This is a genomic window from Comamonas odontotermitis (genome assembly GCF_040396735.1).
Taxonomy (GTDB): domain Bacteria; phylum Pseudomonadota; class Gammaproteobacteria; order Burkholderiales; family Burkholderiaceae_C; genus Comamonas; species Comamonas odontotermitis_C.
Map to the genome: position 1 here is coordinate 279,051 of NZ_JBEBNZ010000002.1, position 12,574 is coordinate 291,624.

Annotated in this window: 11 protein-coding genes; 2 read left to right on the forward strand and 9 right to left on the reverse strand. The window is 62.6% G+C overall.

The window, feature by feature from the left end; genetic code table 11:
• Nucleotides 1-51: 51 nt before the first annotated feature.
• The 6 genes from ACH2DG_RS03665 to ACH2DG_RS03690 form a co-directional block, all read right to left on the reverse strand.
• A complete protein-coding gene (locus tag ACH2DG_RS03665; protein ID WP_395024343.1) occupies nt 52-972 on the reverse strand; it encodes an ABC transporter permease in 921 nt (306 codons plus the stop codon).
• On the reverse strand, nt 972-2,054 hold the full coding sequence (locus ACH2DG_RS03670) for an ABC transporter permease (RefSeq protein ID WP_395024344.1): 1,083 nt from the start codon (nt 2,052-2,054) through the stop codon (nt 972-974). Before ACH2DG_RS03670 ends, ACH2DG_RS03665 begins: the two co-directional genes overlap by 1 nt.
• The gene (locus ACH2DG_RS03675) at nt 2,041-3,606 is read right to left on the reverse strand and encodes an ABC transporter ATP-binding protein (RefSeq protein WP_395024345.1); all 1,566 of its coding nucleotides are present in this window, start codon (nt 3,604-3,606) and stop codon (nt 2,041-2,043) included. Before ACH2DG_RS03675 ends, ACH2DG_RS03670 begins: the two co-directional genes overlap by 14 nt.
• Before the next feature lie 74 nt (nt 3,607-3,680).
• Nucleotides 3,681-4,625 carry a LysR family transcriptional regulator gene (locus tag ACH2DG_RS03680; protein WP_395024346.1) on the reverse strand — a complete coding sequence of 315 codons (945 nt, stop codon included), beginning with the start codon at nt 4,623-4,625 and terminating at the stop codon, nt 3,681-3,683.
• A gap of 80 nt (nt 4,626-4,705) precedes the next feature.
• Nucleotides 4,706-6,760 (reverse strand): diguanylate cyclase domain-containing protein, encoded by a 2,055-nt coding sequence (locus ACH2DG_RS03685; protein ID WP_395024347.1) that lies wholly within the window; start codon nt 6,758-6,760, stop codon nt 4,706-4,708.
• A gap of 208 nt (nt 6,761-6,968) precedes the next feature.
• A complete protein-coding gene (locus ACH2DG_RS03690; RefSeq protein ID WP_395024348.1) occupies nt 6,969-7,601 on the reverse strand; it encodes a Crp/Fnr family transcriptional regulator in 633 nt (210 codons plus the stop codon).
• 193 nt (nt 7,602-7,794) lie between these two features.
• Between ACH2DG_RS03690 and ACH2DG_RS03695 the strand changes: the two genes are divergently transcribed.
• Nucleotides 7,795-8,811: a porin gene (locus ACH2DG_RS03695; protein ID WP_395024349.1), complete on the forward strand. Its 1,017-nt coding sequence runs from the start codon at nt 7,795-7,797 to the stop codon at nt 8,809-8,811.
• A gap of 250 nt (nt 8,812-9,061) precedes the next feature.
• Here ACH2DG_RS03695 and ACH2DG_RS03700 read toward each other — a convergent pair whose 3' ends face one another.
• Together ACH2DG_RS03700 and xdhC are read right to left on the reverse strand one after the other, a co-directional pair.
• Nucleotides 9,062-10,297, reverse strand: a complete 1,236-nt coding sequence (locus tag ACH2DG_RS03700) for a urate hydroxylase PuuD (protein WP_395024350.1) — start codon at nt 10,295-10,297, stop codon at nt 9,062-9,064.
• A gap of 352 nt (nt 10,298-10,649) precedes the next feature.
• Nucleotides 10,650-11,474: a xanthine dehydrogenase accessory protein XdhC gene (gene xdhC / locus ACH2DG_RS03705; RefSeq protein ID WP_395024351.1), complete on the reverse strand. Its 825-nt coding sequence runs from the start codon at nt 11,472-11,474 to the stop codon at nt 10,650-10,652.
• A gap of 62 nt (nt 11,475-11,536) precedes the next feature.
• Between xdhC and ACH2DG_RS03710 the strand changes: the two genes are divergently transcribed.
• On the forward strand, nt 11,537-12,031 hold the full coding sequence (locus tag ACH2DG_RS03710) for a hypothetical protein (RefSeq protein WP_395024352.1): 495 nt from the start codon (nt 11,537-11,539) through the stop codon (nt 12,029-12,031).
• Nucleotides 12,032-12,137: 106 nt separating this feature from the next.
• Here the strand turns inward: ACH2DG_RS03710 and uraH are convergent, their stop codons facing one another.
• On the reverse strand, nt 12,138-12,488 hold the full coding sequence (uraH, locus tag ACH2DG_RS03715) for a hydroxyisourate hydrolase (RefSeq protein WP_395024353.1): 351 nt from the start codon (nt 12,486-12,488) through the stop codon (nt 12,138-12,140).
• Nucleotides 12,489-12,574 lie beyond the last annotated feature (86 nt).

Below are 12,574 nucleotides of genomic sequence, written 5' to 3' on the forward strand. Positions count from 1 at the left end.
ACGCTTTCGAATCTGAAGTGGTGGAACGGAATGGGTTACTGCCTATACTTTTTATGAACCCGGGTAGAACGGTTTGCCCAGCGATGCCGGCATGTTGACGCGAATCCAGGTCGGGTTGCGCGACATGATTGCCAGCACCACAATGGTGGCCACATACGGCAGCATGGACAGCAACTGGCTGGCCACCTGCACACCCGTAGCCTGCAGGTGGAACTGCAGCATCGTCACGCCGCCGAACAGGTACGCGCCCAGCAGCACGCGCGCCGGACGCCAGGTGGCAAAGGTTGTGAGTGCCAGCGCAATCCAGCCGCGCCCCGACACCATGTTTTCCACCCACAGCGGCGTGTACACCACCGAGATGAATGCACCGGCCAGCCCGCACAGCGCGCCGCCAAACACCACCGCCATCAGGCGGATGCGGCGCACGGGGTAGCCCAGTGCATGGGCAGAGGCAGGCGATTCGCCCACCGAGCGCAGCACGAGGCCGGCCCGGGTGCGGTAGAGGAAATACACCATGACCGCAGCCAGCACCATGGTGCCGTAGACCAGTGGATGCAGGGTGAAAAGCGCCTTGCCGACAACAGGCAGGTCATCCAGCACCGGAATGCCGTATTTGGGCGATGCCGGCATCTTGGCCTGCACATAGTTGATGCCGACAAAGGCGGAAAAACCCACGCCGAATAGGCTGAGCGCCAGGCCCGTCGCGTACTGGTTGGTATTGAGCCAGATCACCAGCCAACCAAACACGAGCGCCAGCGCTGCACCCGCGGCCATGCCCGCCACAAAGCCCAGCCAGGTGCTACCTGAGTGCACCACGGTGGCAAAGCCTGCAATGGCAGCGCACAGCATCATCCCCTCGGCGCCCAGATTGACGATACCGGCCCTTTCGTTGATCAGGAGACCCAGAGCCGCCAGCGCCAGAATGGTGCCCGCCGTCAGCGTGGAGCCCAATAACAGTGCGTAGGCATCCATCACAGGCCTCCCTTCACAGCGGCAGCGGGCCGCGTCCATCGCACCCGGTAGGCGATCAAGGTGTCGCAGGCCAGCAAGGTAAACAGCAGCATGCCCTGGAACACGCCGGTCAGCGACTTGGGCAGGCCCAGGCGCGACTGCGCGAGCTCGCCACCGATATAGAACATGCTCATCAAAATGGCAGAGAACACCATACCCACCGGATGCAGGCGCCCCACAAAGGCCACGATGATGGCCGCAAAGCCGTAGCCCATGGGCACATAGGGCGTGAGCTGGCCTACAGGGCCCGCCACTTCCAGCGCACCCGCGAGGCCCGCGCAGCCGCCCGAAATCAGCAATGCCGTCCACAGCGCGCGGCGCGAACTGAAACCCGCATAGCGGGCCGCAGCCGGTGCAAGTCCGCCCACCTGCTGCGCAAAACCTACTTTGGTACGAAACAGAAACACCCACAGCAGGGCCGCCGCCACCAGGGCGATGATGACGCCGATGTTCATGCGCATGCCCTGCACCAGCTTCGGTATCTGGGTGACGCGCTCGAACATCTTGGTCTGCGGAAAGTTGTAGCCCATCGGGTCTTTCCACGGGCCATACACCAGATACCCGAGGAACAAGGTGGCCACATAGACCAGCATCAGACTCACCAGAATCTCATTGGCATTGAACTTGTCGCGCAGCAGCGCCACAACGCCAGCCCAGGCCATGCCGCCTGCCACACCGGCGAGCAATACGACGGGCACGATCCAGCCTCCTGTGCCCTTGCCTGCCATCAGCGCCACACCGCCAGCGGCAATGGCCCCCATGACGAATTGCCCCTCGGCGCCAATGTTCCATACATTGGAGCGAAAGCACACGGCCAAGCCCAGCGCAATCAAGAGCAGCGGAGTGGCCTTGATGGTGAGTTCTGCCAGCGCGTTGGCCGATTTGACCGGTTCCCAGAAGAAGGCCTGCAGGCCGCGCACCGGGTCCTTGCCCAGCAGCGCAAACAGCGCAATGCCCAGCAGCACGGTGATGACCAGTGCCAGCAATGGAGACGCCAGGGTCCAGATGCGCGATGGCTGCGGGCGGGCTTCAAGCTTGAGCATGGGCCGCCTCCAAGTTGCTTGTGGGCCACAGGCCACTCATCCATTCGCCAATCTGCGCCACGGTGGCATCGGCACGCGCCACCGAAGGCGACAGGCGCCCATGCGCAATCACATGCAGGCGATCACTGATTTCAAACAATTCGTCCAACTCCTCACTGACCACCAGCACCGCGCAGCCCGCATCGCGCAGCGCCAGAATGGCTCCGCGAATCTGCGCTGCGGCCCCCACATCCACGCCCCAGGTCGGCTGCGACACGATCAACAGGCGGGGCTTGGCATCGATCTCCCGGCCCACAATGAATTTCTGCAGATTGCCCCCCGACAGCGACTGCGCCGCCGAGTGCGGGCCGCCCGCCTTGACGCCAAAGCGGCTGATGATGCTGCGCGCCATGGCATCGAGCTGCCCCATGCGCAGCCAGCCGCCAGGGCCGACCACCTCCTTGCGGGTCAGAATCAGGTTGTGGGCCAGGCCCATGCTGGGAACGGCTCCCCGGCCCAGGCGCTCTTCCGGTACGAAGTGCAACCCCAATGCGCGGCGGCGGCCCGGTGTCAGGCGACCCGCGGGCGTGCTGCCGATCATCACCATCGCAGGCGCAGCGCGCATGTCTTCCCCCGACAGCGCGTAGAGCAGCTCCTTCTGGCCGTTGCCAGATACCCCGGCGATGCCAACCACCTCGCCAGCGCGCACCTGCAGCGATATGCCGTCGATATCGACGCCGAACTGGTCTTGCCGGCGCAGTCGCAGTTGCTGCACCTGCAGTACGGCAGCACCGACCTGGCTGGGGCGCAGCTCCAATTGCGGCGGCTCTGCACCGATCATCATGCGCGAAAGTGAGGCATTGCTCTCCAAGGCCGGATTGCATTCGCCCGTCACCTGCCCGGCGCGCAGCACCGTGCAGGCGGTGCACAGCGCGCGAATCTCGTGCAGCTTGTGGCTGATATACAGAATGCTGCAGCCCTCTGCAGCCAGCTTGCGCAGCACCACGAACAGTTTTTCCACCGCCTGCGGCGTCAGCACCGAGGTGGGCTCATCCAGGATCAGCACACGCGGCTTGGTCAGCAGGCCGCGAATGATTTCGACCCGTTGCATTTCGCCGACGCTCAAGGTATGGACCGGGCGCTGCGGGTCCACTTCCAACCCATACTCACCGGCAACGGCAGTAATGCGTGCGGTCACCTCGGTCAGCGAAAGCCGCTTGTCCTGGCCCAGCCAGACATTTTCCGCAACCGTCAGGGTATCGAACAGGCTGAAATGCTGGAACACCATGCTGATGCCAAGCTGGCGGGCTTCCTGCGGATTGCGCACCTGCACCGGTTTGCCATCGACGAGGATCTGGCCCTCGTCCGGCTTTACCGATCCATAGATGATCTTCATCAACGTGGACTTGCCCGCGCCGTTTTCACCAAGTATGGCGTGTATCTCGCCGGCGCGTACCGTCAGTGATACCTTGTCATTGGCAACCACCGATGGGTAGCGCTTGGTGATGCCGATCAGCTGTAACCGGGGCACTGCAGTGCCTGCGGTCGTCGGAGTCGGAGTCTGTGCATTCATGGGCCGCAATTGTCTCTCAGAATGTTACGGGAGGCGGGAGAAAATCCGCAGAAGCGCTCACTTACATCGATTTTCTACACGGTACCAGCAGTACCACGCAAGGATTGCGCCACTTTCTTGAGGCAATCACGCAGCCAGGCTGCGGCGTCCGATGCATGCGAGCGCGCATGCCACAGCAGGTAGTAATCGAGTGGAGGCAGTTGTGCGGGGCACTCTAGAATCTCGACAGGCAACTGGCCCCTGAATCGCTCGCAGAACTGACGGCCGGTCGTCAACACCAGCAAAGTGGATGCACACATGGCCGGAATGGCACTGAAATGCGCACAGCGCGCCGTGATGTGGCGCTGCAGCCCCATGGCGTCCAGATGTGCGTCGATGATCCCACGCGCCCCGGGGTGAGTGGCTGTGGGGGCAATGTGCTCGGCCTCCAGCCAACTGGCCACATCCCACCCTCGTCGTACAGCCGGGTGCTTGCTGCTGACAAGGCACACCACCTCGTCGCGCATCAAATTGGCCATGTGCAGGTCATCGGTAGGTTGCAACCAGTTGCCAACCACCACATCGATGTCGCCATTGGCCAGTTGCGCGTGGTAATGGGTTTCGGGCGAAAGCGGATAGATCTCGACCGTGCACAGCGGCGCTTCGGCCTTGATGTGCGCCACCAGAGTGGGCAGGTAGAGCGGGTCGAAGTAATCGCTTGCTGCAATCCGGAAGGTGCGCGTGGCCGTGCGCGGATCAAAGCTGCGCACATCGCTGAACAGGCCTTCTGCCGCCCGCAGGATGGCCGCTGCCGGCTCCACCATGCGCTGGCCGGCCTCGGTCGGCATCATGCCGGCACCCGAGCGCACCAGCAGAGGATCGCCTGCCAACTCGCGCAGGCGCTTCAGGGCCGCCGACACCGCAGGCTGGTACATGCCCAGGCGAAGCGCCGCACGCGAGACGCTGCGCTCGGTCAGTACCGTGTGCAGCACCCGGATGAGGTGCAGGTCTATCTTGTCAAACAGGGTTTGGTCTCGCATGCCGGCGGGCACGCAGCGCATGCCAGAAAAACTCGTATCCGACGAGCTTAGCAGCAGTGGCCCTCGCGGCAATCCCGGTCTTACCCGTGGCGCAATGATGCGCCGCCTGTTTCCACCCGCTCGGCTCTCCAATGCACGCTGTTGCCGCCATGCCGCTTGGCCTCGTAGCAGGCCATGTCTGCAGCACGGATCACCTGGTGGGCATCGGCAAAGCCTGCGTCCATGTGCAGCAGCCCGATGCTGACCGTGACCATGAAGTGTTTGCCGCGCAGCTCTGGCTGCCAGTTCTGCAGCGCTTCGCACAGCTGCCTTGCGAGCGCGTCGGCCTTTTCGCGGCTGCACTGGCGCAACACCAGGGCAAACTTGTCGCCGGCCACACGCGCGGCAAACCCCTGGAATGGCTGGAGCATCTGCAACTGGCGCGCCACCTGCTGCAGCACCAGGTCGCCTTGCGCATGGCCTGCCAATGCGTTGATGGACGACATGTTGTCGACATTCACATAGAACAGGACCGGCGTACTGGGCGAGGACCCGTCCAGACCTTCGCGCTGGGCCTGCAGCATGGCGGTGAGATGCGAGAACAGCGCATCGTAGCTGGGCAACTCGGTCAACTTGTCCTGCTGCGAGGCCGAGCGGCTAGCCACCCGAGCCTGGCCCGCGCGCACAAAACACCACAGATAACCCTCCGCCACACCAAGCACGCGCACCATTTGCACCGTGGCGATCACCGGTGCTCCCGACTGATGGCGCAGGCTCACCGTCACCTCGGCGCTGCCATCACGAGACAGCAATGGCTGAGCCTGATTCCACAACGCATCCAGATCCGCCGCATCCATGGCCAGCAATTGCACATCCTTGCCCTCAAGCTCACTGCGGTCGTAGCCCAGGAGATGCGAGAGCGCCTGCGAAACCTGCACCATGCGCTCATTTTTTAGAAGCAGCATGGAAAAGCGCGCGCTTTCCAGCACGATATCGGCCAGTTGGGACTTCTGCTGCAGACGGCGCTCCAGCAGGCTTTGCTGCTGCTGCAGGCTGCGCAACTGGCGCCCGATCTGATCGAGCTCATCCCCCGCAATCAGTGCCTCGCCCGGCATGGGCGGCGGGATATCGGCAACCATTGTCCTCAGCTTGCGCGTATGCCACCACAGCCAGGCCAGGCTCAGACCCACCATGGCAAGCGCCAGAGCCAGGACAGGCAGCCCCGCCCAGGTGTCGAGCATATGCCCCACCAGAGGCAGGCTCGCCTCATGCTGCACCACCCGCACCACCAGCCAGCGCGCGGCCGGAATCTCCGCCACGCTGATCAGTTGCGGCGCGCGCCACCAGGCTTGCGCGCCATTGGACGCACCGTTGCGCTCACGCTCACTCCAAAGCCGCAGAGCCTGGGCCAGTGCAGGTTCATCGACCGCCATGCCCAGGATGCGGGATGGATCAGGGTGCGAGATGACCACACCACTGGTACTCATCACAACCAACTGCGCGTTCTCACGCGCCGGTACGGCCAATGACACAGGCAACAGGCTCTGCGACTGGAGGCGCAGCACACCGGCCATGGCGCCTTGCACACTGCCGTCTCGGGCCCGCAGCGGAATGCCCAGCGCGATGCTTGGCCCGCCCAGCGTACTCTTGACTGGATCGGACACCTGGGGCTTGCCGTCGACAATCACCCGCCGGAGCAAGTCGCGCTCTGCCGATTCCACCTCCGCCCGGCTGCCATCGCCCGAGCGGAAGTCCAACCGAAACACCTGCGCGCCACGGGCGAAGACCATGCTGTCGAAGTAACGGGTGGCAGGCAACCCCTGGTCCAGCAGCCATTCGAGGGTGGGGCGGGAGTCGAGCGCCCAGGGCGCGGCAGCCTCCGCCACGGTGGCCAGCACCTTCTGGCTCTGCTCGAGCTTGCTGCCGATCAGCTTGGCCAGAAGCTCCGTCTCATCGGCCTGCTGCGCCACGAGCTGTCGGGTGGTGCTTTCCTGATTGCTGCGCACGACCAGCAACCCCGCCAATGCCATTGCCAAGAGCACCAGCAGCGGCACCACCACCATCAATTGCAGAGTCCAGCGGCCCGCTACGGCACTGCCGGGCTGCGTGGCATGCTGCGAAGGCAGCAGGCGTTGGTTGTCAAGCAGGCGTCCCATACGCTCCCTAGGCGGCCTTGACGGCAGGTATATAGGGGTGAAGGATTGCCAAAGGCAAGGACATGGCGCAACTCCTGTTCAGACTGCGCACATGTTCGCTATTTCAGCGCCATTCCGCTATCGGTAGAAGGCCGTAAGGAAAACACCTTGGTCCAAGAGAATGCAGGAAAGCGTCGCACGAGGCCCACACGGCCGCTGCGCCAGGAACTCAGGATGTGGCCAGCTGGCGCAGCGACTCCGGCTGGGGCAGCCGCAGGCTTTTTCCCATGCCATCGAGCAGCCCCTGGTCACGCAGCTGCCGCAGCACGCGCGACAGGGTTTCTGGCGCAATGCCCAGGTGGGCGGCAATCTGGCGCTTGGACTGGGCCAGATGTACGGCCAATCCACCAATGGCTTCGCTGGCATGCGCGGGCTCGGCGTGCTGCAGCAGCCATTGGGCGCAGCGCGCGACTGCGTCCTGCGCCACCCGGCTCACCGCAAGCGCGGCCTGCTGGCAGTAGCCTTGGGCCATGCTGGTCACCAGGCCTTGCGCATCGGCAGGCCATTGCTGCAGGCTGCTGCGCAGTTGCTCGACCGGTACCGAGCGCCACTGCACCGGCGTCTGCGCAACCATGTCCACCGCACACGGCTGGCCCGCCAGTGCCGGGGCCGCATCCAGCCAGCAAGGCGCATGCATCACCCCCAGCAGATGGCGCATGCGACCCTCTTCATGAACGCCAAAAGCCACGGTGCCACTTTCAAGGTACAGCACCTCCGCCAACGGCTGATGCCGCCGGCGCACCGTCGCGCCAGCAGGCGCGCTGTGGGTCACAAAGTCATCCAAAGAAAGCAGATCGAGCATGACTAGCACTTTGCATGCCGCTGCTTTCGCGCGTATTGAGCTACATCAATCCACTTGCGTGCTGCTTCTACACCACACCTCGTGTAAGTTCTGACTGACACAGCGCGGGTTGAAACGCATATTTCACTGTGGGGCTACCCACTTTTGAAAACTTCCTCAAATCCCTATCAAAAAACTGAAACAAAGGACTGCTATGCATAACAAAAAACTGCTCGCGATGGCTGCCATGCTGGCTTGCGCTGCAGCAGCACAAGCCCAGTCGTCGGTCACCGTGACCGGTCTGACCGACATTTATGTGGGCTCGATGAAGGCCCCTGGCGATGCTGGTCGCAGCAACGTCGTCAACAGCGGCGGCATGACCACTTCGTGGATCGGCTTCCAGGGCACCGAAGATCTGGGCGGGGGCCTCAAGCTCAATTTCATGCTGAACAGCTTCTTCCGCGGCGACACGGGCTCTCCTGGCCGTTTCAATGGCGACCCGTTCTTCTCGCGCGATGCCTTTGTGGCCCTGGATGGCGGCTTTGGCCGCGTATTGCTGGGCCGCACAGTGGCGCCCAACTTCGTGCCCACCATCTCCTTCAACCCCTATGGCGATTCGTTCACTTTCTCGCCGCTGGTGCTGCACCAGAACATCAGCGGTCCGGCATGGCAGAGAACCAACCCCACCGATACCGGCTGGAGCAACCAGATTGTCTATTCCACCCCCGACTTCAGCGGTCTCAGGGCGAATGTGCACTACCAGTTCGGTGAGCAGCCCGGCGATAACGGCAAGAAGAATGTCGGCGTCAACGCCACCTACAGCCAGGGCCCGTTGGGGCTGACGGCGTTCTACGAAGACGTCAGCATCACCAGCCCCATTGCTTCGTTGCTACCCGATGGCCGCAAGAACTGGATGCTGGGCGCACGCTATGACTTTGGCGTGGTCAAGACCTTTGCCACCTATGGCCAGACCAAGGGCAAGAACGACGACTACAAGGCCAAGACCGGCTCGTTGGGCGCCACCATTCCGCTGGCTGCCAACAGCCGCATCCTGGCCGCCTGGGCCCAGTCCAAGCTGGACCAGACCAGCACCAAGCGCAACACGGTCTCGATTGGCTACAACTACGACTTTTCCAAACGCACCGACGGTTACGCCATCGTGATGTACGACAAGGTCAAGGACGTTGGCAGCGGCACCAGCGTAGGTGTGGGCATCCGCCACCGCTTCTGACCCTGCCCCATTGCGCGTCAGCCGATGCTATCCATACCTCCACTTGAATGCACCTGTGACCTTGCACTCTGACGGATAGCTAATGACGCGCATTACCGATGCGCAAACAAGCAAAAACCTCCAAGCAAAGTTTGGAGGTTTTCTTGTTCCTGGGTCAAGCCAGAGTTCAAGAGCGACCAAGGGGCAGAATCAACGCCATGAAAAACGCCCTCAGCAGAGGGCGTTTCGTCGGCAATTCATCGGCCAGCCATCAAGGCGCCGTCGATGCACCGCTTTCAAACCAGCGCTTGACCAGATCGCGCTCGTCGGCAGACAGGCCATCGGGGTTGCCGAATGGCATCTTCTTGAGCACCACCACCTGCTGGTAGATCTGCTGGGTGTGCTGCGCCACTTCTCCCGGCGAATCCAGCTTCACGTTCTTCTGCGCCAGGCCAGCTGCGCTGTGGCATGCCACGCAATGCTGGGCAAACACCTTGGATACCTCGCTGTACGCCACGGCGCCTTCTGCTGCAGGCTTTGCAGCCGCTGCGGGCGCTGCCGGCGCGGCAGCCTGAGGGCCAGGCTTGAGCCAGACCATCACGCCCAGGATGGCGGCCACGCCGATCACGGCATACGGCCAGGGATGCTTGTTGCGGCCAAGCTTGAAGCCATGGCGCAGCACGAAGAACTGGCGAATGGCTGCCCCCGCGAACATCATGAAGATCAGCACCAGCCAGTTGTACTTCTGGTTGTACAGCCAGCCGTAGTGGTTGGAGAGCATGGCAAACAGGACAGGCAGCGTGAAATAGGTGTTGTGCACGCTGCGCTGCTTGCCGCGCTTGCCGTGGATGGGATCGACCGGTTCGCCGTTCTTGAGCGCGCGCACCACCGTGCGCTGGCCGGGGATGATCCAGAAGAACACATTGGCGCTCATTGATGTCGCCAGCATGGCGCCCATCAGCAGGAAAGCCGCCTGGCCGGGGAAGATGTGGCAGGCCAGGAAGGCCGCGATGCAGACCAGCACCAGCACCAGAGCGCCCACAATGCCATCGCCATTCTTCTTCTGGCCGAAGGTGCGGCAGATGCCGTCATATAGCAGCCAGAACACCACCAGAAAGCTCAGCGCCGCAAACACCGCCATCGGCGTGCTCATGGCATTGGGGTTGGCAGGGTTGACCAGATAGATATTGGCATTCCACAGGTAAGACACCGTCAGCAGCGCAAAGCCTGACAACCACGTGGTATAGCTTTCCCAGTAGAACCAATGCAGGTGATCGGGCAGCTTGGGGGGCGAGACGTTGAACTTGACCGGGTGGTAGAAGCCGCCGCCATGCACGGCCCATAGCTCGCCACTGACGCCCTGCTTCTTCAGGTCTTCGTCTTCGGGCGGCGTCAGGCTGCTGTCCAGAAACACAAAGTAGAACGACGAGCCCACCCATGCAATTGCCGTGATGACGTGCAGCCAGCGCAGCAAGAGGTTCGCCCAGTCGAGGATATAGCCTTCCATCGCTTTCATCCTTGGCAGCGTGGAGCTGCCCTTGCGGGCGGCGCTGTTGCGTGGGGCAACCGGCACCGTCCGGGAAAAGCTGCTCACCACTGCGGGCGCTCTGAGCAGCCAAGTGGCCGCGCTCCACAGCAATCATTGATGCCAGGGCTCCGCTGCGACCATTTTGTAGACGTAAAGTGTATGCAATTTTTGGCGACAGCGGGAGCTTATCGTGTCACGCTCACCCTAGTTAAAACCCTGATGCGAACCGCGCGGCGGCGCAATGGGCCTGGCAGGCCCGGGCCGCCAATGTTTGAGAATATGCCTGATTTTGCCCCTGGCGCAGACCTGGAAAGCGCCACCAGCTATCAAATTAATAGTTCAAAGACTGCAACAGTTGTGCCGCCACCGCAATGGCAATCACTTCGGGCGCCTTGCCCGTGATGCCAGGCACGCCGATCGGACAGGTGATGCGGGCAAATTCAGTGGCAGAAAAACCGCGTTCTTCCAGGCGATGGGCAAAACTCGCACGCTTGGTGGCACTGCCGATCAAGCCGACCATGCCCAAATCGCCCTGCTCGCGCAGCCGCGCAAGGCAGGCCTGGGTGATGAAAAGGTCCTGCTGGTGGTTGTGCGTGAGGATGAAAATACTGCTGCCTGCAGGCAGGTCGCCCACGGCCGCCTCGATAGGCTCGGAGTGCTCGGCCACCACATTGGCGGGCAACTCGGCCGGAAAGATCGCGTCCCGGCTGTCCACCCAGGTGATTTGCAGCGGCAGTGGCGCCAGCACCTGCACGAGAGCAGCACCTACATGGCCAGCGCCGAAAATGGCGACCGGAGCGAACTTCTCCGCCAGTCGGGCCTGCAAGGCAGCACGGTCTGCGGCCCCCACCTTCAAGAAACGCAGGTGCACCACGCCGCCGCAGCACTGGCCAAGCTTGGGGCCCAATGGGTAGCGCTCATGTGCTTCCGTCTCGCCGCCAGCCAGCATGGCGCGGGCTTTTTCGGCGGCCAGCCACTCCAGGTGGCCGCCCCCGATGGTTCCGATCTGGCCGGAGCTGGTTGGCGCATCTCCCGCACCAAACACCGCCATCCATGCGCCCTGCTCACGCGGCGCCGACCCCTGGGTCGCTTCGACTTCGACCAGGCAAGCCGGCTCTGCTGACAAGCGGGCCAATAGTTGCTGCAACGCACGCATTCCTCGTTCTCCATCCCGAAGGGCGGCAACGCCCATTGGCGCTGCACGCTATCATTTCTACCATGACCGAATCCAACCCCAGCGCCTGGCAGCGCTTCTGGAAGAGAATCACCGACCACGCAGATTCCAACTCCAGCCTGGCTGCCACGGAAGGTACAGCAGCACAGCTCGCGCCCCCTGCGCCTTCTGCTCCATCTGCCGACAAGCCCGTCACACTGTCTGCCGCCCGCAATGAAGACGAGTACCGCCGCGAGTGTGCGCGACACCTGTACGAACGCTATGCGGACCGCATCTTCCAGGGCGTGATGCCGCCCATGCTCTACGCCATCGGCAGCCTGGAACTCTACCTGGATGCCCAAGGCCGCATCGAGGGCCTGAACTGGCTGCGCGAGCCAAGCCACGCCCCAGAAGTGGTGCAGCAGATCGAAGACATGGTCTACGACGCAGCCCCTTTTCCAGCAGCGCCCCGGCTGGCGCAAACCATCTACACCGATACCTGGCTGTGGGACGAAAGCGGCCGCTTTCAGCTGCATACCCTGACCGAAGGCCAGCGCTGACGCTATCTAAAAAGTAGCATATCGCGCTCACCAGCAGTGCGCCACAGCGGCTTTTCTCAGAAACCTTGGCCGCCAGTGGCTGTCACAAATCCAGGCATGACCTGCATCAAGAACCTCGGTAAGTGGAATAGCTCCAGGGGCTGACGAGAAGCGGCACGTGGTAGTGCTGGTCCACATTGGCCACGCCAAAATCCAGGCTCACCTTGTTCAGAAAGCTGGGCTCGGGCAGTTGCACGCCCCGGGCCTTGAAATAGGCCGCCACGTCAAAGGTCAGGCGATAGGTGCCCACCTGAAGGGTGTTGTTGTCAAACAGCGGCGCGTCGGTGCGGCCGTCGTGGTTCAGAACCAGGCTTTTGACCAGGGTGGCCTTGTCGCCTTCGGTGGCGAACAACTCCACCGCCATGCCCGCAGCGGGGCAGCCATTCATGGTATCGAGAACGTGGGTGCTGAGGCCCATAGGGAAATCTCCTGATGATTATGGTTAAGATGGCACTGGTGATGTGCACTGAAAGTGTATACACTTTTTGTCAATCGATCTATCAT

Bases quoted from the DNA above. Each gene is read 5' to 3' on its own strand.
- ACH2DG_RS03665 (WP_395024343.1), bottom strand. From the start codon at position 972: ATGGATGCCTACGCACTGTTATTGGGCTCCACGCTGACGGCGGGCACC.
- ACH2DG_RS03670 (WP_395024344.1), bottom strand. From the start codon at position 2,054: ATGCTCAAGCTTGAAGCCCGCCCGCAGCCATCGCGCATCTGGACCCTG.
- ACH2DG_RS03675 (WP_395024345.1), bottom strand. From the start codon at position 3,606: ATGAATGCACAGACTCCGACTCCGACGACCGCAGGCACTGCAGTGCCC.
- ACH2DG_RS03680 (WP_395024346.1), bottom strand. From the start codon at position 4,625: ATGCGAGACCAAACCCTGTTTGACAAGATAGACCTGCACCTCATCCGG.
- ACH2DG_RS03685 (WP_395024347.1), bottom strand. From the start codon at position 6,760: ATGGGACGCCTGCTTGACAACCAACGCCTGCTGCCTTCGCAGCATGCC.
- ACH2DG_RS03690 (WP_395024348.1), bottom strand. From the start codon at position 7,601: ATGCTCGATCTGCTTTCTTTGGATGACTTTGTGACCCACAGCGCGCCT.
- ACH2DG_RS03695 (WP_395024349.1), top strand. From the start codon at position 7,795: ATGCATAACAAAAAACTGCTCGCGATGGCTGCCATGCTGGCTTGCGCT.
- ACH2DG_RS03700 (WP_395024350.1), bottom strand. From the start codon at position 10,297: ATGGAAGGCTATATCCTCGACTGGGCGAACCTCTTGCTGCGCTGGCTG.
- xdhC (WP_395024351.1), bottom strand. From the start codon at position 11,474: ATGCGTGCGTTGCAGCAACTATTGGCCCGCTTGTCAGCAGAGCCGGCT.
- ACH2DG_RS03710 (WP_395024352.1), top strand. From the start codon at position 11,537: ATGACCGAATCCAACCCCAGCGCCTGGCAGCGCTTCTGGAAGAGAATC.
- uraH (WP_395024353.1), bottom strand. From the start codon at position 12,488: ATGGGCCTCAGCACCCACGTTCTCGATACCATGAATGGCTGCCCCGCT.